Raw genomic sequence first — 22,044 nt, 5'->3', positions numbered from 1 at the left:
ACGTGGTAGGACTGGCACCATGAGCGACAGGCCGGTCGAGTTCAGCGACCGGGGCGGCTGGTGCCTGGCGCGTGCCCGCCCCCACCCCGCGCTGCGCCCGTTCCTTCGCTCCTACGACGGCTACTGGGAGACGGAGGCGGTGCCGTCCCGGATGAGGACCCTCCCCGCCCGCACCACCGTGGTGATCCTCAACCTGGGCCCGCCGCTCCATCTGGAGGTCCCCGACCCGGGGGTACGCGACCGCGCGTACGGGTCGTTCGTCGCGGGGATGCACGACGGCCACGGCCTGTACCTCAGCCCCGGCGGGCAGCGCGGCATCCAGCTCGACGTGACGCCGCTCGGCGCCTACACGCTGCTCGGCGTCCCGATGGCGCGGCTCACCAACACCGCCGCCGACCTGCCCGACCTGCTGGGCCGGGAGGCGCGGACGCTGGTCGAGCGGCTCGCCGACGCGCGGACCTGGGGCGCGCGGTTCGCCGTCCTGGACGCCTTCCTGCTGCGCCGCCTCGGCACCGGCCCGGTCCCCGACCGGGAGGTGGCCCGGGCGTGGCGGCTGCTGGACGGGGATCCCGGCCTGTCGGTCGCCGACCTCGCCGCCGACGTCGGCTGGAGCCGCAAGCACCTGACCCACCGGTTCCGGGAGCAGGCCGGGCTGCCGCCCAAGGTGATGGCGCGGGTGCTGCGCTTCCAGCGCGCCGTCGGGCTGCTGCGCGGCGGCGCCGGGCTCGCCGAGGCCGCGTTCACCTGCGGCTACTACGACCAGGCCCATCTGAACCGCGACTTCCGCACCCTGGCGGGCTGCACGCCCACCGAGCTGGTCGGCGGACGGCCGCAGCGGCGGAGCGCCTCCGCGGCGGCCGGGGCCTCCGCCTGAGCGGCCCCCGGGTCAGCTCTGGTGCACGCCGCCGCCCAGGTTCATCACGACGACGCCGAGCACGATGATGACGGCGCCGGCGATGGTCACCGGTTTGACCGGCTCGTCGAACAGCAGGACGCCGCCCGCGAAGGCGCCGATCGTGCCGAGCGCGGACCAGATGGCGTAGACGGGCCCGACGTTCAGCGACGTCAGCGCCTTGGCCATGAAGACGAAGGAGATCAGGTACCCGGCCACCACGATCAGCGAGGGCGCGAGCCGGGTGAAGCCGTCGGAGGCGCGCATCGCCAGCGTCGCCGTGACCTCGAAGGCGATCGCCAGGCCGAGCAGGACGAACGGCATCAGCGGGCCTCGCCGTGCTCGGCGGCGATCGCCTCGAAGACCTTCATGTCCGCCTCGAACGGCGAGCCGGGGCGGGGCCAGTGCAGCGCGATCTCGGTGATGCCGAGTTCGGCGTAGCGGCCGGCCAGGTCGGCGAACGCGCCGGTCGACTCCAGCCAGGGCTCCTCGTTGAAGCCGGTCAGCAGAACGAGGTCGTCGACGCGGCGGCCCTCGGCGTCGCACGCGGCGCGCAGGGCCTCCAGCCGGGAGCGGACGATGCCGTACGGCTCGTCCCCCTCGCCGTGGGCGCTGGTCACCCAGCCGGTGCCGTACCGGGCGGCGAGCCGCATCCCGCGCGGCCCGTCCCCCGCGATGACGAACGGCACGCGGGGGCGCTGGACGCAGCCCGGTTCCTGCACGACCTCGCGCGCGGTGTAGTACTCGCCCTCGAAGGAGGTCTCGGGGTCGGTCAGCAGGCGGTCCAGCAGTTCCACCCACTCGGCGAAGCGGGAGGCGCGCTCGCCCGGGGTCCAGTCGCCGCCGAGGATCCCGGCGTCGGACGCGCGGCGCGTGCCGCCCGCCCCGACGCCGACGGTCAGGCGCCCGCCGCTCACGTGGTCGATGGTCTTGATGGCGTGCGCGGTCGGCACGGGATGCCGGAAGTTCGGCGAGGTCACCAGCGTGCCGATCCGGACGCGGGAGGTGACCGCCGCGGCGGCGGCGAGCGTGGTGTAGGCGTCGTACCAGGGCGTCGTGCCGCGCCAGGCGATGTGGTCGTACACCCACGCGTGCCGGAACCCGAGGTCCTCGGCACGCCGCCACGGCTCCCCGGCCTCCGGCCAGGACCGCATGGGCCACATCACGGCGCCGATCCTCGGTGCGGTCACCGGCTCCTCCGTTCTCTCCGGCGCCCCTCGCTGAACGCCTCCACCAATTGATACATGCCGCCGCGGCGCTTCACGCACCGGACTGCGCAAGCCACCGGTGCAGGGCCCACCACCAGTTCGCGGTCCGCGACACGGCCGCGCCCGCGCCGGGGTCGGACAGCGGCCGCCCGGTCAGCTCCTGGAAGCGGCGGATCCGGTACTTCACGGTGTTCCCGTGGACGTGCAGCGCCGCGGCCGTCGGCTCGATCCGGCCGCCGTGGTCGAGGTAGGCCAGCGCGGTCCCGGCCAGTTCCCGGTGGAACGGCTCTCCGGGGTCGAGGCCCGCCAGCAGCGCGCCGGCGAGCAGCCCGCCGAGCTCCGGCTCGGCCTCGGTGGCGGTGAGCAGCGCGAGGTCGGCCAGCTCCCGCATCCCGGCGAGCCCGGCGGCGGCGCCCGCCCGCAGCGCCCGCCGTCCGAGCGCGTACATCGGGGCGACCTCGCCGGGACGGGCGGGCGGGGCCGCCACCAGCAGCGGGCCGGAGGGCCCGGCGGCGGGCTCCCGCGGTCCGGGCAGCCGGGCGACGAGGGCCGCGAGCCGCCCGTCGACGAGCCCGCACAGGCCGGGCCCGGCGGCCGTCAGCGCCGCCTCCAGCCGTCCCGCCACGGCGGGGTCGCTGAGGTCGGAGACCACGCAGTGGTAGGCGGCGCGGGGGTCCAGCGGGGCGAGCACGGGGACGGACTCTCCGTGCAGCAACTGCCGGAGCATCTGGAGGCGCCCCTCGCGGACGGTCCGCGCCATCTCCAGCTCGGCGACCCGGTGCGCGTGGACCATCCGCCGCACCAGCGCGGTGGTGATCTCGTCGATGCGGGTCACGCCGTCGAGCAGCGCCGCGTCCGGGACGCCCCGGCGGCGGCCGTCGGCGACGAGCGCCCGGACGAGGTGGGCCCGGCCGGCCTGGAAGCCGTCCAGGAAGGCCGCGACGGGCACGCCCTGCCGGGCCCGGTCCGAGCCGAGCCGCTCCGCCGCCGCGAGCACCTCCTCGCTCGGCTCGCCGTCCTCCAGCGCGGCGAGCACCCCGTGGACCAGGGCGCGGGTGTGCCGCCTGGTCTCCTCCTCCGGGAGCGCGGCCACCAGCTCCGACCGGCCGCGGGCGGCGCGGACCGTCGCCTCCAGCAGCACCGGGTCGTCGGTGTGCTCGATCAGCAACCGCAGGAAGCGGTCGTCCGCGCTGGGCTCCATGCCTTCATTGTGCGGCCTCGTTGTCCGTTCCGGACAACCCGGCCCCTGGGCGTTGGGCGCCGCCGGTCTAGCCGGGAGGGCCGGCCCTGGTGTTCGGTGGTCGGGAGACGAGTCAAGGAGTACGCGATGTCCGACGAGGAAGAGTTCCTGGAGAAGCTGCCGACCGACCTGATCTTCCGGCTGCCGCCCACGTTCGACGACGTCGCGGACGAGCGCCGGCACCGCAAGGAGCGGCTCACCGCCGCGCTGCGCATCTTCGGCAAGTTCGGGTTCGAGGAGGGCGTGGCCGGGCACATCACCGCCCGCGACCCCGAGCGCACCGACCATTTCTGGGTGAACCCGTTCGGCATGTCGTTCAAGCACATCCGGGTCAGCGACCTGATCCTGGTGAACCACGAGGGCAAGGTCGTCGAGGGCCGCTACCCGGTCAACGAGGCGGCGTTCGCGATCCACTCGCAGGTGCACCAGGCGCGCCCGGACGTGGTCGCGGCCGCGCACAGCCACTCCACCTACGGGCGGGCGATCTCCGCGCTCGGGCAGAAACTGGAGCCGATCACGCAGGACGTGTGCGCCTTCTACCAGGACCACGGCCTGTTCGACGACTACACCGGCGTCGTCACCGACCTGGAGGAGGGCAAGCGCATCGCCGCCGCCCTCGGGGGCCACAAGGCCGTGATCCTGCGCAACCACGGCCTGCTCACCGTCGGCGACACCGTGGACGCCGCCGCGTGGTGGTTCATCACGATGGAGCGCTCCTGCCAGGTGCAGCTGCTGGCCAAGGCCGCGGGGCAGGTCGTCCCGATCGAGCACGACAACGCCGTCCTGACCCACGAGCAGATCGGCAACGACCTGGTCGGCTGGATCAACTACCAGCCCCTCTACGACCAGATCACCCGCGAGCAGCCCGACCTGTTCGAGTAGGCCGCTCCTCCCCCGGCCCCGGCGCGCTCGGCGGCGCCGGGGCCTTCGCGTGCCCCGGCCGCGCCCGCGGATCGTGGTGGGCGAGCAGGACGCGGGCGATGCGCTCGAGGGCGGCCCGGTCGTCCGGGGCGAGCGGCGCCAGCATCTCGGCGTCCAGCGCCGCCGCGCGGCGGGTGACCTCGTCCAGCTCCGCGCGGCCCTCGGCGGTCAGCTCGACCACGTAGCGGCGGCGGTCGGCCGGGTCGCGTTCGCGGCGGACGAGCCCGGCCCCCTCCAGCCGGCCCACGACCTCGACGAGGTCGCTCGGGTCGATGCGCAGCCGGACGCCCAGGTCGCGCTGCGAGGCGGGCGCGTCGTCGTCCAGCGCGGACAGGACGGCGAAGTGCCAGAGGCCGAGGCCGTGCTCGTCCATCATGCGGCCCATCCGCGCCCGTCCGGCCCGCCCCACCTGGGCGAGCACGAACGTGGTGATCCCGAGCAGGCGGGGCGGCAGCGGCCCGGCGGTGTCGTGCATCCGCCTATTGTAGGGTTGCCCCAATCATTGGTGAACACCCATGAATCGAGGACGGCATGGACGCGCTGTATCCGCGCCTTCTGGTGGACGACTTCGAAGCCTGCGCGGGCTTCTACGAGGCGGCGCTGCGCGCGCTGCTCGGGATCGAGCCGGTCAAGCTGGTCCCGGATGCCGCGTACGCGAACTGGGACCTGCGGGGCGAGGCCGCGCTGTCGGTGATGGGGCGCGCGCGGATGGCGGAGGCCGTCGGCACCGCCGATCTGCCCGCGCCGTCCGGGCAGGACGGCTCGATGCTCGTGCTGCGCGTGGACGACGTGGACGCGGCGGCCGGGACGCTCCGCGGGCTCGGCGCCGTCCAGGTCGCCGGGCCGCGGGACCGCCCCGAGTGGGGGCCGGGGCTGCGCACCGCCCATCTGCGCGACCCCGGCGGCAACCTGCTGGAGCTCCAGTCCTACTGAGCGGGCTCCTCTGCCGGCTCCTCGGCGGGCTCGGTGAGCGGGAGCAGGACCTGGAACCGGGTGTCGCCGGGCAGCGACTCCACCCGGATGTCGCCGCCGTGCCGGCCCGCGACGATGCGCCAGGAGATGTCGAGGCCGAGCCCCGTGCCCTGCCCCACCGGCTTCGTGGTGAAGAACGGCGTGAAGATGCGGTCGAGGTCCTCCTCGGGGATGCCGGTCCCGGTGTCGGCGATCTCCACCAGCGCGTAGTCGTTCTCGCGGGCGGTGCGGATCGTCAGCGTGCCGCTGCCCCGCATCGCCTGCAGCGCGTTCACGATCAGGTTCGTCCACACCTGGTTCAGCTCGGCCGCGTAGACCGGGACGGGCGGCAGCGTCTCGTCGTAGACGGTCTTCACCGTCACGCCGTCCCCGAACTTGCGCTTGAGCATGGTGAGCGTGCTGTCCAGGAGCTCGCGCAGGTCGGTGCGCTGGTAGGGCGCGCGGTCGAGCTGGGAGTACTGGCGGGCCGAGTCCAGCAGCGCGGTGATGCGGCCCATCGCCTCGGAGATCTCCGCCTGGAGCTGGGTCACCTCCAGCACTTCGGCCAGCCAGCGCACCGCGCCCGGCAGATGGCCGCCCGCCGCCCGCTCGACCTCCTCCGCCTGCTCGATGCCGATCCCGGCGGCCACCAGGCCGGGCGCGAGGTCCCAGGCGTCGTCGACGCCGTGCTCCTCCAGCCAGTCGCCCAGCTCGTCCTCGGCGTCGCTGACCTCCAGCGGGCTGCGGCGCCCGCCGGGCGCGGCGGGCAGCACCGGGCGCAGCGACACGAGCGCGCTCAGATGCGTGCAGTCGACGCCCTGCGCGGCGAGGCCGGCCAGGCTCTTCTGCGCGCCGATCAGCCGGTCGCCGAGTTCGGCGCTGGCCCGTGCCGCGGCGGCGGCCGGGTTGTTCAGCTCGTGGGTGAGGCCCGCGGTGATCGTGCCGAGCGCGGTAAGGCGCTCGCGCTGGTCGACGACGCGCCGCGCGTTGGTCATCCCGAAGAAGACGCCCTCCAGCAGGTGCGTGGCCATCGGGAACCACTTGCGGACCATCTTGCCGAACTTGTAGGCCGGCAGCACGAAGACCCGCGTGGGGCACGTCGCGCGCAGCGAGTGCTGGTACCTCTGATCGATCTTGTCGCCCAGGTACGCCTGCACGGCCCCGCCATAGGTGCCGGGACGGTCGGTCCGGCTGACCTGCGCCACGTGGCCCCGGACGTTCTGGGTCATCACCATCTCGCCGTCGAGGAGCACGTAGAGGAACTCGGCCGCGTCACCCTGCGCGCAGATCATCGCGTCCCGCGGGTACTCCGCGACCGTCCCGCAGGCAGACAGCCAGCCGAGCTTCTCGTCGTCGAGGTCCTCGAAGAGGAACAGCTCCCGCAGCTGCTCCGGTGACGCGGTGCTCATGACTGCTCCAGATACCGGTGGACCAACGCGACGGCCATGGCGCCGTCGCCGACCGCGGACGCCACCCGCTTCATCGACTCCGAGCGGACGTCGCCCGCCGCGAACACCCCGGGGACGCTGGTCTCCAGGTGGTAGGGCTGGCGGGCGAGCGGCCACCCGGCGGGGCGGCGGCCCCCGCCGACGAGGTCGGGCCCGGTCACGACGTACCCGCGCGCGTCGCGCTCGACGAAGCCGTCCAGCCACCCCGTGCCCGGTTCCGCGCCGATGAACACGAACAGCCAGTGCGCGTCGATGGTCTTCCTGCCGCCCGGCCACGCGAAGGTGAGCCGTTCCAGCCGGTCGGCGCCCTCCGCCGCGCACACCGTCTTGCCGGTGTGCACCTCGATGTTGGGCGTCGCCGCGATCTGCTCGACCAGGTAGTGCGACATCGACTTCTCCAGGCCGTCGGCCCGGACGATGATGTGCACCTTCTTCGCGTACTTGGCCAGGTGCACGGCCGCCTGGCCCGCGGAGTTGGCGCCGCCGACGACGGCGACCTCCTCGCCCGCGCAGGACGGCGCCTCGGTGAGCGCGGCGCCGTAGTACACGCCGCGCCCGACGAAGTCGTCCACGCCCTCCGCGTTGAGGCGCCGGTAGGAGACGCCGGTGGCGAGGATGACGGCGTGCGCGGCGATCTCGGTGCCGTCCGACAGCCGCGCCACCCGGGCCGTGCCCCGCGACTCCAGCGCGGTGACCTCGCCGGCCTGCAGCAGCTCGGCGCCGAACCGGTCGGCCTGGCGGCGGGCCCGGTCGGCGAGCTGGGCGCCGCTCACCCCGTCGGGGAAGCCGAGGTAGTTCTCGATGCGGGAGCTCTGCCCGGCCTGGCCGCCGAGGGCGCGGCGCTCCACGACCACCGTCTTCAGGCCCTCGGACGCCCCGTACACGGCCGCCCCGAGCCCGGACGGGCCGCCGCCGACGACGATCAGGTCGTAGAAGCCGGTGGACGGGGTGCTCGGCAGGCCGACCGCGGCGGCCAGCTCGGCGTCGGACGGGGCCGACAGCGTCCCCCCGTCCGCGGTCACGATCAGCGGCAGCTCCGGGCACGCGGCCGCCGCGACCAGCTCGGCGCCCTCGGGGTCGCCGTCCATCAGCCAGGTGTAGGGAACCTGGTGGCGGGCCAGGAAGTCGCGGACCTCGTAGCAGCGGGCCGACCAGCGGTGCCCCACCACCCGCAGCTCGCCCGGCGGGCGGCGGTCGACGCGCGCCCAGGCGTCCAGCTGCTCGTCGATCACCGGGTAGAACTTCTCCTCCGGCGGGTTCCACGGCTTCAGCATGTAGTGGTCGAGGTCGACGTCGTTGATGGCGCGGATCGCCGCGTCGGTGTCGGCGTAGGCGGTGAGGAGGATCCGGCGCGCGAACGGGAACAGGTCCATGGCGCGCTCCAGGAACTCCACGCCGTCCATCCCGGGCATCCGGTAGTCGGCGAGCAGCACGGCCGTGTCGTCGCCGCGCAGCCGCAGTTCGCCCAGCGCCTCCAGGGCCTGACCGCCCGACTCGGCGCGCACGATCCGGTACGCCTCGGCGTAGCGGCGGCGCAGGTCCCGCGCCACGGCCCGGGACACCCCCGGGTCGTCGTCGACCGTCAGCAGCACTGGTTTGGACAACATGTCCCCCTCGTTCCGGACCAACCCATACGAAAGCCTACGTGGATCCGGCCCCGGCCGCGCGGGGCCGGAACCGCCGATCGGGGCCCCGCCGCCCGGCCGCCGCCGCGCCATCGGTCATGATCGGGACATGGACCTGCGTGTTGCTCTGATCGGATACGGCACCGGCGGCTCGGTGTTCCACGCCCCGCTGATCTCGTCCGTGCCGGGGATGCGGCTGGCCGCGGTCGTCACCGGCGCCCCAGAGCGGCAGCGGGCCGTGCGCGAGCGGTACCCCGAGGCCGAGGTCCTCGACAGCGTGGACCGGCTGTGGGGGGCCTCGGGCGCCTGCGACCTGGTGGTGGTCACCGCCCCCAACCGGCAGCACGTGCCGCTGGCCCGGACCGCGCTGACCTCGGGCCTGCCCGTCGTCGTGGACAAGCCCGTCGCGGCCACCTCGGCCGACGCCCGCTCCCTCGCCGCGCTGAGCGCCGTCCGGGGCCTGCCGGTCTTCCCCTTCCACAACCGCCGCTGGGACGGCGACTTCCAGACGGTGCGGCGGCTGGCCTCCTCGGGCGCCCTCGGCGACGTCCTGCGCCTGGAGTCCCGCTTCGAGCGCTGGCGGCCGCGGGTCAGGGAGAGCTGGAAGGAGAGCGCCGACCCCCGCGACGCGGGCGGCATCCTGTTCGACCTCGGGTCGCATCTCGTCGACCAGGCCATCGCGCTGCTCGGCCCCCCGGACCGGGTCTACGCCGAGATCGACACCCGCCGCCCGGGAGCCACGGCCGCCGACGACGTGTTCGTGGCCCTGACCCACCCGGGCGGCGCCCGGTCGCATCTCTGGATGAGCGCCACCGCGGCCGCCCCCGGGCCGCGCTTCCGGGTGCTCGGCAGCGGCGCGGCGTACGCGGTCTCGGGCATGGACGTCCAGGAGGAGCAGCTCCGCGCGGGCCTCACCCCCAAGGACCCCGGCTACGGCATCGCCCCGCCCGGGTCCAGCGGCACGCTCGGCGCCCCCGGGCACGAGGCGCCGGAGCCCACGGCCGCCGGGGCGTACCACGACTTCTACGCCGGTGTCCTGCGCACCCTGCGGGACGGCGCGCCGCCCCCGGTCACCCTCGCCGAGGCGATCACCGGGCTGGAGGTCATCGAGGCCGCCGCCCGCTCCGCCCGCGAGTCCGCCGTCGTCGAACCCGGCGAGCGGCGAGAGTAGGGGCGGGCGGACGCGGACCCGTCAGAGCACGGAGACGTGGACGTGGTCGAAGTGGTTCTGGGTGACGCTGCCGCGGTCCTCCATCTGGCTCCAGCCGCCGCTGCCGCGCATGTCGTAGATGCGCTGCTTCCAGATGACGTACTTGATGCCGAGGCGGGACGCGTTGTCGATCACGTACTGGGCGACCCGGTCGCCGTGCGCCTGGGCCGACGCGCTCGGCATCTTGCCGCCGGTGCTCTCCATGAAGTCGCAGGCCCGGCCCGAGCCGTGGTCCTGCGGGTCGCCGGGGCGCGCGCAGCCGATGGTGGGGAAGGCGCCGAACTTGCCGTCGATCTCCAGTAGCGCGGTCCGCATCCGCGCGGTCATGGAGTTGCCGACGATCGGGGACTTGGTGCCGCTCGCCCCGTCCGGGCGTCCGCCGCCGGCGGGGGCGGTGGTGCGGGTCGTCTCCGGCTTGTACTTGGCGAGCAGCTTCTTGACGCGGGCGCGCTGGCCCTCCAGGTCGTCGATCTCCTTCTTGACCTCGTCCAGCTTCTTCCTGGCCGTCGCGTTCGACTGGACCGCCCTGGTGTTCAGGGCCTCCAGGTTCTGGATGCGGCGCCCGTTGTTGCGGGTGATGTGCTCGATCACGGCGGCGTCGCGGACGGCGGCGCCCGGCTCGGCCGAGGACATCATCGGGATGACGTCGAGGCGGCCGGTCATGTAGGTGGTGGACGCCAGGCGGGCCACGTCGACGCGGGCGGCGTCGTACTCGCGGCCGGCCCTCGTCGCGTCGGCGCCTGCGCGTTCGGCGGCCTTCTTCGCCTCCTCCAGGGAGACCAGTTCGCCCCGGTACTCCTTGGAGAGCTTCTCCGAGCGCGCCTTGAGCTTGGCGTACTCCTTCTTCAGGTCCTTCGGCTGCTGTGGGAGGGCCGCCGCGCTGCCCGACACCGGCGGCAGCGCCGCCGAGACGCCCGCCGCGAGCGCCAGCGCCGCGAGTCGCTTCGCCGTCCCGCGCCCGCGCGGGGGGCGGGGATTCCTGCCGGGGGGATCGAGGGCCGCCACAGATCTCTCCTAGATAACAAAGCTCAAGATTGGCGGCACATTACCACAATCGCCCTATTTACCTCACAAGCTTCACAAAACACGCACCGTCACACCCGCACTACCGGACGGCGCCGTCCGCCAGAGGCCGAGGGGCCGGACCGCCCCGCTGCGGTCCGGCCCCTCCCCCGCGCCCGCCGGGCGAACCCGGCGGGCGCGTCACGTCCCGACGAGCTCCTCCCAGCGCGGCACCCGCGGCGGCGACGGCAGCCGCAGCCCGGCCTCGGCGAGCGTCCGGTCGCCCTTGCGGTTGTTGCACCTGCCGCACGCCAGGACGGTGTTCTCCCAGGTGTCCGCGCCGCCGCGGGACTGCGGGTGGACGTGGTCGATCGTGTTGCCGCGCTTCCCGCAGTAGAGGCAGCGGCCCCCGTCGCGCAGGTACACGCCGCGCTTGCTCCACGGCGGGCGCCTGCCGTGCCTCCAGCGCATCGCGACGTAGCGGACGAGCCGCAGGACCCGCGGGACCGGGAAGCTGCCGAAGGTGCGCCCCTCCTCCGCCTCCTCAACCACGGCCACCTCGCGCACCAGCATGCGGATGGCGTGCCGCAGATCGACCCTCTGCATGGGTTCGTACGACGCGTTCAGGACGAGCACGTTCACCGGGTCACCTCCCTAGCCCGTGCCGCTCCCCCGCCAGGATTCGAACCTGGATATCCGCATTAACAGTGCGGCGTTCTGCCGTTGAACTACAAGGAAATGCTTCGGCAATTCTCCGCCTTCCGGGCATTTCCCGGAAGACCTCCATGAGAATGCCCAGCGGCGGGCCGCGGGGGCAACGTGTTTTCCGGTCAGCGACCGGAGGCGGGGAGAGCCGACACGGCGGCCTGGTACTCCAGGGACTCGCGCTCCAGGCGGAAGCCGAGCTCCTCGTTCACGGCGAGCATGTGGGCGTTGTCGCCGGAATTGTCCGTTTCGATTTCCCGGACGCCGGGGCACTCCTCCCCCAGCCAGCGCAGCATCGCCGCCTTCACCCAGATGCCGAGCCGCCTGCCGCGGTGCTCGGGCAGCACCGCCGTGTCGTACTGCGCCGCGCGCCCGGCGCACCCCGCCGGCACCACGACCTCGGTGAACCCGGCGATCACGCCTCCGGACAGCGCCGCCACCGTGTAGAGGTCGTCGCCGCGCTTGGCGACGATCTCGGCCATCTCGCGGACGCGGAGCGCGTCCCAGGGCGTCCCCTCGTACTCGGCGAAATCGGCCATGGCGTGCTTGGCGCGGGCCAGGGCGTCGGCGTGCTCGTCCGGCACCACGCCCCGCCAGCGCACGAGCCGGTACCCGGCGGGCGACTCGGCCAGCAGCCGCGCCACGCGCTCGGCGGGGACGTCGTCCAGCCGCAGCAGCATGCCGCGCAGGGTCAGCACGCACTCGAAGCCGTGCGACTCCAGGAACGGGACGGCCGGGGTGCCCGCGAGAACCTGGGCGATCACGCTGGAGCGGCCGTCGGCGCGCAGGCCCTCCGCGGCCGCGGCCAGGAGCCGGCCGCCGAGGCCGCGGCGCCGGTGCTCGGGGCGGACCTGGATGTCGACCTCGCCGGGACGCCCGGCGCCCGGCTCGCCGGGCAGCCGCAGCGCCGCCACCGCGACCAGGGCGCCGCCGGCCCCCGGCCCGCCGGCGGCCGCGGCCCACAGCCGCTGCCGCGCGCCCGCCTCCGCGCCGAGCAGCAGCCGCGCCGTCCGCTCCGGATCGGGCGCGGGCTCGCCGTCCGGTTCGGCGGCGTGGACGGCGGCGAGCACCGAGTGCCACTCCCGGATCTGCGCGTCCGTCGGATCATCGAGTGCGATGACGTCCATCCGACTTTTGTACCTGATCCCCGCGCGCCGTGACCGGGACCTGGGACAACCCAAGGTTTCGGGCATACGGGAACCCCGTTCAGCGGTCCCGCGAGAACGCCTCCAGGATGCGCTCGGCGGCCAGAGCGGGCGTCAGCGTCCCCTCCGCGACCTCCCGCTCCAGGCCGGGCGCCGCCGCCCGGACGCCGGGATGCCCGCGCAGGTCCGACAGCAGCCGGTCGCGGACCAGCTCCCACGTCCAGCCGACCTGCTGGCGGCGCCGGCGGGCCTCCAGTTCGCCGGACTCGCGGAGCCGGTCCTGGTGCTCGGCGAGCGCGCCCCACACCTCCTCCAGCCCGGTGCCCTCCCTGGCGCTGCACGTCAGGACCGGGGTGCCGCGGACGCGCTCGTCGCTGCGCAGCAGCCGCAGCGCGCCCGCCAGCTCGCGGGCGGCGCGCTCGGCCTCCCCGCGGTGCTCCCCGTCGGCCTTGTTCACCGCGATGACGTCGGCCAGCTCCAGCACGCCCTTCTTGATCCCCTGGAGCTGGTCGCCTGTGCGGGCGAGGGTGAGGAACAGGAAGGAGTCGACCATCTCGGCGACGGCCGTCTCGGACTGCCCGACGCCGACCGTCTCGACCAGGACGACGTCGTACCCGGCGGCCTCCATGACCACCATCGCCTCGCGGGTGGCCTTCGCGACGCCTCCGAGCGTCCCGGCGGTGGGCGAGGGGCGGATGAACGCGGCCGGGTCGGTGGCGAGGCGGTGCATGCGGGTCTTGTCGCCGAGGATGCTGCCGCCCGTCCGGGTGGAGGACGGGTCCACGGCGAGGACCGCGACCCGGTGGCCCTCCCCCGTCAGCCGGGTGCCGAGCGCGTCGATGAACGTCGACTTGCCGACCCCGGGCACGCCGGTGATCCCGACGCGGCGGGCGTTCCCGGCGTGCGGGGTCAGCTCGACCAGCAGTTTCTGCGCCAGCTCCCGGTGGTCCGGGCGCGCCGACTCCACGAGCGTGATCGCCCGCGCGATCCACGCCCGCGACCCGTCCCGCACCCCGGCCGCGTAGTCGTCGAGGCCCGGCGCGCTCACGGCGCCGTCCGCGCGCCCGCCGGGCGCCCCGCGGCGCCGTCTTCCCTCGTCATCCCGCGCCGCCCTCAGGCGCGCTCGGGCGCGCCGTGCCCGAGCGCGGCGGTGAGCTCCTCCAGCAGTCCGATCGCCGCGTCCGCCAGGACGGTGCCGGGCCCGAAGATCGCCGAGGCGCCGGCCGCGCGCAGCTCCTCGAAGTCGCCGGGCGGGATGACGCCGCCGACGACGATCATGATGTCGTCGCGGCCCAGCGCGGCCAGCTCCTCGCGCAGCGCGGGGACCAGCGTCAGGTGCCCGGCGGCGAGCGAGTTGACGCCGACGACGTGCACGTCGGCCTCGACGGCCTGCAGGGCCACCTCGCCGGGCGTCTGGAACAGCGGGCCCACGTCGACGTCGAAGCCGAGGTCGGCGAACCCGGTCGCGATCACCTTCTGGCCGCGGTCGTGCCCGTCCTGCCCCATCTTGGCCACGAGGATCCGGGGCCGGCGGCCCTCGGCCTCCTCGAACGCGGCGGCCGCGGCCCGCGCCTTCTCGATGCTCGCCACCCGCCCCGCCTCCTCCCGGTACACACCGGAGATCGTACGGATCTGCGCCGCGTGCCGCCCGTAGGCCCGCTCCAGGGCGTCGGAGATCTCGCCGACGGTCGCCTCGGCCCGGGCGGCGTCGATGGCGAGCGCGAGCAGGTTGTGCTCCAGGCCCCGCGGGCGGGTGCCGTCCTCGGCGGCCTCGGCGGCGCGGGTCAGCGCCTCCAGCGCGGCCCGCGTGGCGGTCTCGTCGCGCTCCTCGCGCAGCCGGCGCAGCTTGTCGATCTGCTGCGCGCGGACGGAGGCGTTGTCGACCTTCAGGACCTCGATCTCCTGCTCGACGTCGGGCCGGTACTTGTTGACGCCGATGACGGGCTGCCGCCCCGAGTCGATGCGGGCCTGGGTGCGGGCCGCGGCCTCCTCGATGCGCAGCTTGGGCAGCCCCTCGTCGATCGCCTTGGCCATGCCTCCGGCCCGCTCGACCTCGGTGATGTGGCCCCAGGCGCGGCGGGCGAGGTCGTAGGTGAGCCGCTCCACGTAGGCGCTGCCGCCCCAGGGGTCGATGGTCCGGGTGGTCCCGGACTCCTGCTGGAGGAGGAGCTGGGTGTTGCGGGCGATGCGGGCCGAGAAGTCCGTCGGCAGCGCGAGGGCCTCGTCCAGCGCGTTGGTGTGCAGGGACTGGGTGTGGCCCTGCGTGGCGGCCATGGCCTCGACGCAGGTGCGGGCGACGTTGTTGAACACGTCCTGCGCGGTCAGCGACCAGCCGGACGTCTGCGAGTGCGTCCGCAGCGACAGCGACTTGGGGTTGCGCGGCTCGAACGTCTTCACCAGCCGCGCCCACAGCAGCCGCGCGGCGCGGAGCTTGGCGACCTCCATGAAGAAGTTCATCCCGATCGCCCAGAAGAACGACAGGCGCGGCGCGAACGCGTCGATGTCGAGGCCCGCCTCGCGCCCGGCGCGGATGTACTCGACTCCGTCGGCGAGGGTGTAGGCGAGCTCCAGGTCGGCGGTGGCCCCGGCCTCCTGGATGTGGTAGCCGGAGATCGAGATGGAGTTGTACTTCGGCATCCGCTGCGAGGTGTACGCGAAGATGTCGGAGATGATCCGCATGGACGGCTGCGGCGGATAGATGTAGGTGTTGCGGACCATGAACTCCTTGAGGATGTCGTTCTGGATCGTCCCCGCGAGCGCCTCCGGCTCCACCCCCTGCTCCTGCGCGGCGGCGATGTAGAGCGCGAGGACGGGCAGGACGGCGCCGTTCATGGTCATCGACACGCTCATCCTGTCCAGCGGGATGCCGTCGAACAGCTGGCGCATGTCGTAGATGGAGTCGATCGCGACCCCGGCCATGCCGACGTCGCCGGCCACGCGCGGGTGGTCGGAGTCGTAGCCGCGGTGCGTGGCCAGGTCGAAGGCGACCGACAGGCCCTTCTGCCCGGCCGCGAGGTTGCGGCGGTAGAAGGCGTTGGACTCCTCCGCGGTGGAGAAGCCGGCGTACTGCCGGATCGTCCACGGCTGGGTCGCGTACATCGCGGGGTAGGGGCCGCGCAGGAACGGCGCGATGCCCGGATAGGTCCCGAGGAAGTCGAGCCCGGCGAGGTCGTCGCCGGTGTAGAGGGGTTTGACGCCGATGCCCTCCGGGGTGTCCCAGGTCTGGGCCTCGGGGTCGGCTCCGGTGGCGTCGGCGACCGCGGCGCGCCAACGCTTGGCGGCCTCGTCGGCGGGGGGCGCCGTCCCGAGGTCCACCTCGGTGAAGTCGGGGATCATTCGTTCACTCCCAGATCGTGGAGGGTGGTCTCCAGCACCTCGACCGCGTCGCATCCCGCGTGCACGCGGGCGTCGACCCCCTCGTAGGTTCCCTTACCCGCCAGCCAGACCTTCACCGCGCCCGCGTCGCGCAGGAGCCGTGCCGCCTCCGCGGCCTGCTCCTCGTAGAGGGCGTCGCTGGAGCAGACGCAGGCGACCGCGGCGCCGGACGCCCCGAACTCCTCCGGGGCGCCGGTGACCGTCTCGATGCCGCCCGCCTGGAAGAGGTTGGCGGCGAAGGACGCGCGCGCCGTGTGGACGGCGATCGGCCCGAGCGTCGCGAGGAAGACCTTCGGACGGGCTCCGGTGGCCTCGGCGTGGGCGTCGGAGCGGTCGCGGAGCGCCTCGAAGTCCTGGGCGTAGGCGACGACCGGGAGGCCGCCGCCGGGCGCGGGCGGCGCCGGGTCGCGGGCCGGCGGCGTCTCGGCGAGGTCGGGGTACTCGCTGACGCCGGTGAGCGGCGCCCTGCGGCGGGCGATGTCCTCGCGGCGCCGCTCCCAGGTGGCGGCGAGGCGGCGGGCGACCAGGCCCGAGTCGAGGGCGGCGGCCAGGCCCCCGGCCTTCTCGATCTCGGTGAACCACGCCCAGGCGGCCTGGGCGAGGCCCTCGGTGAGACTCTCGGCGTACCAGGAGCCGCCCGCCGGGTCGACGACGCGCGCCAGGCTCGACTCCTCCAGCAGCAGCGTCTGGGTGTTGCGGGCGATGCGCCGGGCGAAGCCGTCGGGCAGGCCGAGGCGGGCGTCGAACGGCTGGACGGTGACCGCGTCCGCGCCGCCGACCCCGGCGGCGAACGCCGCGACGGTGGTGCGCAGCATGTTCACCCACGGGTCGCGCCGCGTCATCATCGCCGAGGAGGTGACCGCGTGGACGCGCGCGGCGGTGCCCTCGGCGGCGCCGCAGACCTCCGCCACCCGCGCCCACAGGCGGCGCGCGGCGCGGAGCTTGGCGATCGAGGAGAACTGGTCGGCGTTGACGGCGAGGCGGAACTCGATCTGCCCGAACGCCTCGTCCACGCTCAGCCCGGCGCCGGTCAGGGCGCGCAGGTACGCGACGCCGGCGGCGACGGCGGCGCCCAGTTCCTCGGCGTCGCCGCCGCCCGCGTCGTGGTACGGGGTCCCGTCGGCGACGACCGCGCGCAGCCGGGGGAACCCGCGGACGCAGCGGACGGCGAGCTCGGCGGCCTCGTCCAGTGACCCGGGCGTGCCGGTGCGCGCCGCGAGGCCGAGCGGATCGGCGCCGAGGTTGCCGGACGCCTCGGCCGCGTTCCCGCGCTCGGCGACCAGGGCCAGGAACGCCTGGGCGGCCTCGCCCGCCGACGCGCCCGCGTCCAGCACCACCGGGGCCAGATCGAGCAGGACGCCGCGCAGCGCCTCGGGCAGCGCGGCCACCGGCGGACCGCCCTCGCCGAGCCGCAGCCAGACGGAGGTGGCCCCGTTCTCCAGGTCGGCGAGGATCGCCTCGCGGGTGACGGCCGGGTCGGGGTGGGCGTGCCGCTGGCGGACGTCCCATCCGGCGATGCCCTCGCCGTCGGGGCGCACCTCGCGCACGTAGGGGGCCAGCCCGGGACGTCCCGGCGGCGCGTCGTCGCGCGTGTAGAGCGCGGCGATCGGCACTCCGTCGTAGGACTCCCGGGTCAGCAGACCCTCGATCTCGCCGAGGGGGGTGTCCTCGCCCGCCGCGCCGGACCTGCGCAGCACCCCCTTCACCATCTCCCGCCACCGGTCGCGGTCGGCCGCGGGGAAGGCGGCGGCCAGTTCGAGTTCTTCAGGCGGCACCGTCATGTCCTGGATGGTAGGTGAGCGGCCGAATCCGGCTCGGAACCGGGTCCCGCTGACCAGTACGCGGCGCGGCGCGCGGGGCGCGGGTTAGCGGTGCGCCGTCCGGGAAGAGGGGTGGTCATGACCCTGGACCCACTCCCCGGCGACCTCTACCACATGCAGGAACTCCTCGACGGGCGGGAGAAGGAGATCCTCGGGAGGGTGCGCGGCTTCCTGGAGGCGAAGGTCGCGCCGATCGCGAACGACTGCTGGGCGCGGGCGGAGTTCCCGTTCGACCTGATCCCGCAGTACGGGGAGCTCGGAATCGCGGGCCTGGCCTACGACGAGTGCCCGGGCGACCGGCCGAGCAGCCTGCTCACCGGGTTCCTCGCGATGGACATGGCCCGGGTGGACCCGTCCATGGCGACGTTCTTCGGGGTGCACGCCGGGCTCGCGATGGGCAGCATCGGGCGGTGCGGGTCCCCGGAGCAGCGCGAGCGGTGGCTGCCCGCGATGGGGCGGATGGAGAAGATCGGCGCGTTCGCGCTGACCGAGCCGGACGGCGGCTCGGACGTCGCGCTGGGCCTGCGGACCACCGCGCGGCGCGACGGCGACCACTGGGTGCTGAACGGCGCCAAGCGCTGGATCGGCAACGCCACCTTCGCCGACCACACCGTCGTGTGGGCCAGGGACGAGGCCGACGACCAGGTGAAGGGGTTCGTCGTCGCGAAGGGCACGCCCGGGTTCAGCGCGACCCGGATCGAGAACAAGATCGCGCTGCGGACCGTGCAGAACGCCGACATCGTGCTGGAGGACTGCCGGGTCCCCGAGTCCGACCGGCTGGCCGGGGCGAACGGCTTCCGGGACACCGCCGCGATCCTGCGCCAGACGCGCAGCGGCGTCGCGTGGCAGGCCGTCGGGGTGATGCTCGCCGCCTACGAGATCGCCCGCGACTACGCGGTGGGCCGCGAGCAGTTCGGGCGGCCGATCGCCAAGTTCCAACTCGTCCAGGACCTCCTGGTCAGGATGCTCGGCAACGCCACCGCCTCGCTCGGCATGGTGGTGCGGCTCGCCCAGCTCCAGGACGAGGGCCTCTACCGCGACGAGCACTCCGCGCTCGCCAAGGCCTACTGCACCAGCCGCATGCGCGAGGCGGTCGGCTGGGCGCGCGAGCTGATGGCGGGCAACGGGATCGTCCTCGACTACGGCATCGGCCGGTTCGTCGCCGACGCCGAGGCGCTCTACTCCTACGAGGGCACACGGGAGATCAACACTCTGATCGTCGGACGCGCCGCGACCGGTATGGGGGCGTTCGTCTAATCCGTCCCCGCCTCGCGGCCGCCCTCCCCGGCCACGGCTGATCTTCGGGTACCCCCGAAGGCCCCGTGGCTAGGGGCGTTGCTAGAGTTCGGCGTCGTAGCCCCCAGCCCCCGAACCACGCAAGGGAAGACGAACGCATGTCGACTGGCAGCCACGCCGGGCGCCCCAAGTCCTGGGTCGCCGTGGCCATCATCTTCATCGGTTTCGCCATCGGCGGCGTCGGCATCACCCTGGGCCCCGACTGGGTCGTGTTCGGAGTGGGCGCCGCGCTCGTCGCGATCGGCGGCGTCATCGCGCTGGCCGTCGACATCATGACCGACGTCGTCGTCGACGAGCCCCGGGCGTAGCGGTGTTCGGCCGGCCTCCGATCGAGGAGCGGATCGCCGCGCGCCAGCGCGAGCGCGGACCCCTCAAGCCGGGGACCGTCTTCCCGCACGGCCCCGCCAAGATGCTGTTCTTCTTCGGCATCGGCGTGGTCGTCGTCACGCACATCATCGCGCTGTCGATGTACTTCGTGGACCCCGGTCCCTGAGGGCGGCCGGGGGTCCGCGCGGCACGCGCCGGCGGCCCGCCTCAGCGGCCGCGATCGGAGCCGTTGGGCGGGCCGTTCCGCTTGTCACCGAGGTAGAACAGCCCCGCCAGGACGAACACGGCGACGGCCACCAGGATGACGAGCACGCCGATCGGAGTCGAGCCAGGCACCGAGTCTCACCTCTTCCCTTCCACTGCGTCTCCCCGGACGGTGCCCGCTGCGCGGCGGGTCAAAAGAGGGTCAAGAAGATCCTTTACTACCCATTCGGGCCGTCCGGCAGGTGCGCGCGGCGCGGCGGCGACGTAGCTTCGAAGTCCCGAGCCCGAGGTGGTGGGATGGCCCTGCGATTCGGAATCGAGGAAGAGTACTTCGTCGTCGATCCCGTCTCCCGGGAGGTCGTCCCCCGTGCCGCCGCCGTGGTGCGCCGGGCGGGCGCTGCGCTGGGCGAGCGCGCCTCCACCGAACTCGTCGCCTACCTCGCCGAGGCCAAGACCTCGCCCTGCGACGACCTGGACAAGCTCGGCGAGCAGATCCGCTCGATGCGCGCGGTGATGGCCGCCGCCGCGGCGGCCGAGGGCGTCCGGCTCGCCGCGACCGGGACGCCCGTGCTGGGGGACCTCGTGCCCGCCCCGATCACCCGCGGCGCCCGCTACGCCGAGAGCCTCGCCTTCTACCGCGGCCTGGACGACGAGCAGAGCATCTGCTCGTGCCACGTCCACGTGGAGATGCCGGACCGCGAGCGCGCCGTCCAGGTCAGCAACCATCTGCGCCCCTGGCTGCCGACGCTGCTGGCCCTCGCGGCGAACTCGCCGTACTGGGTGGGACGCGACACAGGCCACGCCTGCTGGCGGGCGCTGGCCTGGGCCCGGTGGCCGGTGGCGGGGCCCCCGCCCTACTTCGCGTCCGCGGGCCACTACGACGACCTCGTCGGGGCGCTGCTCGAATGCGGGGCCCTGATGGACTCCGGAACGATCTTCTGGGACGTCCGGCCGTCGGCGCGGCTGCCCACGATCGAGGTCCGGCTCGCGGACGTCGCCCCGACGGCCGGGGAGGCGTCGGTGTTCGCCGCGCTGGTCCGGGCGCTGGTACAGATGTCGTCCGACGCCGTGGACGCCGGCGAGCGTGCGCCCGACCCGCCCCCGGAGATGCTGCGCGCGGCCTACTGGATGGCGGCGCGGCACGGCCTGGCCGGGCGGGGCCTGGACGTGCGCACGGGCCGGCCCGCGACCTTCGGCGCGCAGGCCGGGGACCTGCTCGCGCACGTGCGGCCCGCGCTGCGCGGCACCGGCGACCTGGACGCAGTCGCCCGCGGGGTCCGGCGCCTGGTCGCCGGGGGGACGGGCGCGGACCTCCAGCGCGGCGCCCACCGCAGGCGCGGGCGGCTGACCGATGTCGTGGACGCGGTCCTGCTGCCCGGCCAATGACCCCCCGGTCACCTGACGGCGGACGGGCGGCGCGAGGCTCTCGTCCCCAATTGGTCCGGATATTGTCTGTTTTCGGAGGGCGCCTCGCGGGTACCGCTGGTTCGGAACATCAGATCGGCTGACCTCGGGGGATGTCCGCATGGGCCTGCTCGTACGGCTTCCCTCCGGCGCGTATTCTCGATCGAATGCACGGGACAGCGGCACCGGACGGAGCGACCGAACGATGAGCCTCAGGCGCGGTGGAGGGGGCGAGGCACGCGAGGACGCGTTCGTCCACCCCGCGCTCTTCTACCGCGGCGACGAGGAGTACCTGGCGGGCACCCTGCCGTTCATCCGCGCCGGGCTCGACGCGAGGGAGCCGGTGGCCGTGGCGGTGCCCGGCGTGCGCGTGGCCCAGCTCAGCGACGCCCTGGGCGCGGCAGCCGACCGGGTGAGCTGGATCGACATGGCGAAGGCGGGCCGCAACCCCGGGCGCATCATCCCGGGAGTGCTGCGGCACTTCGCCGACCGGCACACCGGAGGCCGGGTGCGGATCATCGGCGAGCCGATCTGGCCCGGCCGCTCGGCGACCGAGTACCCGGCCTGCGCGCAGCACGAGGCCCTGATCAACCTTGCTTTCGCCGGGCGCGAGGCGACCATCCTGTGCCCCTACGACGTGGTCCGGCTCGACCCGGTGGCGATCGCCGACGCCCGCGCCACCCATCCGGTCGTGATCGACCGCTTCGGGGCGCACCCGAGCGGCGACTACGCCCCGCACCGCGTCATCGGCGACTACAACCTGCCGCTGCCCGAGCCGGCCGAGGCCGCCGGTGCGGTCGCGATCAGCTTCGACATCGACGCGCTCCCCCTCGTCCGCGAGTTCGCCTGCCACTGGGGGGCTCGGTTCGGCCTCGGCGCCGGCGCCGTCGGCGACCTGGAGCTCGCCGTGAACGAGCTGGCCGCCAACTCCTGCCTGCACGGCGGCGGCACGGGCACCGCGCGGCTCTGGGCGGAGAAGGAGCACGTGGTCTGCGAGGTCAGCGACGCGGGGACGATCAGCGACCCGCTCGCCGGGCGGCGCCCGGCGGACATGAGCCCGAACGGCGGCCGCGGCATCCTCATGGTCAACCACCTCGCCGACCTGGTCCGCGTCCACACCGGACCGGAGGGCACCACGATCCGCGTCTACATGCGCACCCTGAGCCCCGGCCTCAGCTGAGCGCCCGTCCGATCCCGGCGATCGCCTCGGCGGGCGCCACCTGCCCCCACTGCCGCCCGGCCGTGGCCGCCCCGCCCGGGGCAGGCGCCCG

The 22,044-nt window shown here is 74.2% G+C and carries 22 protein-coding genes and 1 tRNA gene; 9 read left to right on the top strand and 14 right to left on the bottom strand.

Annotated elements, in window-relative coordinates; translation table 11 throughout:
• The first annotated feature begins 19 nt into the window (after positions 1 to 19).
• On the top strand, positions 20 to 874 hold the full coding sequence (locus tag BKA00_RS07525; protein WP_185024231.1) for a helix-turn-helix domain-containing protein: 855 nt from the start codon (positions 20 to 22) through the stop codon (positions 872 to 874).
• A 12-nt stretch (positions 875 to 886) separates the two neighbouring features.
• On the opposite strand, the gene BKA00_RS07520 is transcribed toward BKA00_RS07525, so the two are convergent.
• From BKA00_RS07520 to BKA00_RS07510, 3 genes are all read right to left on the bottom strand, one after another.
• On the bottom strand, positions 887 to 1,216 hold the full coding sequence (locus tag BKA00_RS07520) for a DMT family transporter (RefSeq protein WP_185024230.1): 330 nt from the start codon (positions 1,214 to 1,216) through the stop codon (positions 887 to 889).
• The gene (locus BKA00_RS07515) at positions 1,216 to 2,082 is read right to left on the bottom strand and encodes an LLM class flavin-dependent oxidoreductase (RefSeq protein WP_230299068.1); all 867 of its coding nucleotides are present in this window, start codon (positions 2,080 to 2,082) and stop codon (positions 1,216 to 1,218) included. The genes BKA00_RS07520 and BKA00_RS07515 overlap by 1 nt, the downstream gene beginning before the upstream one ends.
• Before the next feature lie 70 nt (positions 2,083 to 2,152).
• Positions 2,153 to 3,301 (bottom strand): helix-turn-helix domain-containing protein, encoded by a 1,149-nt coding sequence (locus tag BKA00_RS07510; RefSeq protein WP_185024229.1) that lies wholly within the window; start codon positions 3,299 to 3,301, stop codon positions 2,153 to 2,155.
• A gap of 126 nt (positions 3,302 to 3,427) precedes the next feature.
• Here BKA00_RS07510 and BKA00_RS07505 point away from each other — a divergent pair, with 126 nt between their 5' ends.
• Positions 3,428 to 4,222, top strand: coding sequence for a class II aldolase/adducin family protein (locus tag BKA00_RS07505; protein WP_185024228.1), 795 nt, complete (start codon positions 3,428 to 3,430; stop codon positions 4,220 to 4,222).
• Here BKA00_RS07505 and BKA00_RS07500 read toward each other — a convergent pair.
• The gene (locus tag BKA00_RS07500) at positions 4,191 to 4,736 is read right to left on the bottom strand and encodes a MarR family winged helix-turn-helix transcriptional regulator (RefSeq protein ID WP_185024227.1); all 546 of its coding nucleotides are present in this window, start codon (positions 4,734 to 4,736) and stop codon (positions 4,191 to 4,193) included. The genes BKA00_RS07505 and BKA00_RS07500 overlap by 32 nt on opposite strands.
• Positions 4,737 to 4,792: 56 nt before the next feature.
• Between BKA00_RS07500 and BKA00_RS07495 the strand changes: the two genes are divergently transcribed.
• Complete coding sequence (locus BKA00_RS07495; RefSeq protein ID WP_185024226.1) at positions 4,793 to 5,194, top strand: VOC family protein; 402 nt, start codon at positions 4,793 to 4,795, stop codon at positions 5,192 to 5,194.
• Here BKA00_RS07495 and BKA00_RS07490 read toward each other — a convergent pair.
• Positions 5,188 to 6,621: an ATP-binding protein gene (locus BKA00_RS07490; RefSeq protein WP_185024225.1), complete on the bottom strand. Its 1,434-nt coding sequence runs from the start codon at positions 6,619 to 6,621 to the stop codon at positions 5,188 to 5,190. The genes BKA00_RS07495 and BKA00_RS07490 overlap by 7 nt on opposite strands.
• Positions 6,618 to 8,267, bottom strand: a complete 1,650-nt coding sequence (locus BKA00_RS07485) for an NAD(P)/FAD-dependent oxidoreductase (protein ID WP_185024224.1) — start codon at positions 8,265 to 8,267, stop codon at positions 6,618 to 6,620. Before BKA00_RS07485 ends, BKA00_RS07490 begins: the two co-directional genes overlap by 4 nt.
• 127 nt (positions 8,268 to 8,394) lie before the next feature.
• Between BKA00_RS07485 and BKA00_RS07480 the strand changes: the two genes are divergently transcribed.
• A complete protein-coding gene (locus BKA00_RS07480) occupies positions 8,395 to 9,456 on the top strand; it encodes a Gfo/Idh/MocA family protein (RefSeq protein WP_185024223.1) in 1,062 nt (353 codons plus the stop codon).
• Between the two features lie 21 nt (positions 9,457 to 9,477).
• Here the strand turns inward: BKA00_RS07480 and BKA00_RS07475 are convergent, their stop codons facing one another.
• The 7 genes from BKA00_RS07475 to BKA00_RS07445 form a co-directional block, all read right to left on the bottom strand.
• Positions 9,478 to 10,500, bottom strand: a complete 1,023-nt coding sequence (locus BKA00_RS07475) for a coiled-coil domain-containing protein (protein ID WP_230299067.1) — start codon at positions 10,498 to 10,500, stop codon at positions 9,478 to 9,480.
• A 198-nt stretch (positions 10,501 to 10,698) separates the two neighbouring features.
• A complete protein-coding gene (locus tag BKA00_RS07470) occupies positions 10,699 to 11,139 on the bottom strand; it encodes an HNH endonuclease (protein WP_185024222.1) in 441 nt (146 codons plus the stop codon).
• Positions 11,140 to 11,164: 25 nt separating this feature from the next.
• Positions 11,165 to 11,235, bottom strand: a tRNA-Asn gene (locus BKA00_RS07465).
• Between the two features lie 92 nt (positions 11,236 to 11,327).
• On the bottom strand, positions 11,328 to 12,329 hold the full coding sequence (locus BKA00_RS07460) for a GNAT family N-acetyltransferase (protein WP_185024221.1): 1,002 nt from the start codon (positions 12,327 to 12,329) through the stop codon (positions 11,328 to 11,330).
• 79 nt (positions 12,330 to 12,408) lie between these two features.
• Positions 12,409 to 13,395: a methylmalonyl Co-A mutase-associated GTPase MeaB gene (gene meaB / locus BKA00_RS07455; protein WP_185024220.1), complete on the bottom strand. Its 987-nt coding sequence runs from the start codon at positions 13,393 to 13,395 to the stop codon at positions 12,409 to 12,411.
• 65 nt (positions 13,396 to 13,460) lie between these two features.
• On the bottom strand, positions 13,461 to 15,683 hold the full coding sequence (gene scpA, locus BKA00_RS07450) for a methylmalonyl-CoA mutase (protein WP_185024219.1): 2,223 nt from the start codon (positions 15,681 to 15,683) through the stop codon (positions 13,461 to 13,463).
• Complete coding sequence (locus BKA00_RS07445) at positions 15,680 to 17,503, bottom strand: methylmalonyl-CoA mutase subunit beta (protein ID WP_185024218.1); 1,824 nt, start codon at positions 17,501 to 17,503, stop codon at positions 15,680 to 15,682. Before BKA00_RS07445 ends, scpA begins: the two co-directional genes overlap by 4 nt.
• Positions 17,504 to 17,620: 117 nt before the next feature.
• Here BKA00_RS07445 and BKA00_RS07440 point away from each other — a divergent pair, with 117 nt between their 5' ends.
• From BKA00_RS07440 to BKA00_RS07430, 3 genes are all read left to right on the top strand, one after another.
• Positions 17,621 to 18,799: an acyl-CoA dehydrogenase family protein gene (locus BKA00_RS07440; RefSeq protein ID WP_185024217.1), complete on the top strand. Its 1,179-nt coding sequence runs from the start codon at positions 17,621 to 17,623 to the stop codon at positions 18,797 to 18,799.
• Positions 18,800 to 18,936: 137 nt separating this feature from the next.
• Positions 18,937 to 19,146, top strand: coding sequence for an HGxxPAAW family protein (locus BKA00_RS07435; RefSeq protein WP_185024216.1), 210 nt, complete (start codon positions 18,937 to 18,939; stop codon positions 19,144 to 19,146).
• A gap of 2 nt (positions 19,147 to 19,148) precedes the next feature.
• Complete coding sequence (locus BKA00_RS07430; protein WP_173394381.1) at positions 19,149 to 19,331, top strand: hypothetical protein; 183 nt, start codon at positions 19,149 to 19,151, stop codon at positions 19,329 to 19,331.
• A gap of 41 nt (positions 19,332 to 19,372) precedes the next feature.
• Here BKA00_RS07430 and BKA00_RS39740 read toward each other — a convergent pair whose 3' ends face one another.
• Entirely contained in the window at positions 19,373 to 19,501 is a 129-nt protein-coding gene (locus BKA00_RS39740; RefSeq protein WP_268248239.1) for a hypothetical protein, read from the bottom strand.
• Between the two features lie 165 nt (positions 19,502 to 19,666).
• On the opposite strand from BKA00_RS39740, the gene BKA00_RS07425 reads away from it, so the two are divergent.
• Positions 19,667 to 20,755, top strand: coding sequence for a carboxylate-amine ligase (locus tag BKA00_RS07425; RefSeq protein WP_185024215.1), 1,089 nt, complete (start codon positions 19,667 to 19,669; stop codon positions 20,753 to 20,755).
• A 223-nt stretch (positions 20,756 to 20,978) separates the two neighbouring features.
• Positions 20,979 to 21,953: a sensor histidine kinase gene (locus BKA00_RS07420; protein WP_185024214.1), complete on the top strand. Its 975-nt coding sequence runs from the start codon at positions 20,979 to 20,981 to the stop codon at positions 21,951 to 21,953.
• Positions 21,954 to 22,044 lie beyond the last annotated feature (91 nt).

Source organism: Actinomadura coerulea, from assembly GCF_014208105.1.
Classification (GTDB): Bacteria; Actinomycetota; Actinomycetes; order Streptosporangiales; family Streptosporangiaceae; genus Spirillospora; species Spirillospora coerulea.
Note: the sequence above shows the minus strand (reverse complement) of the source record. Positions and strands in the feature narration are given on the sequence as shown.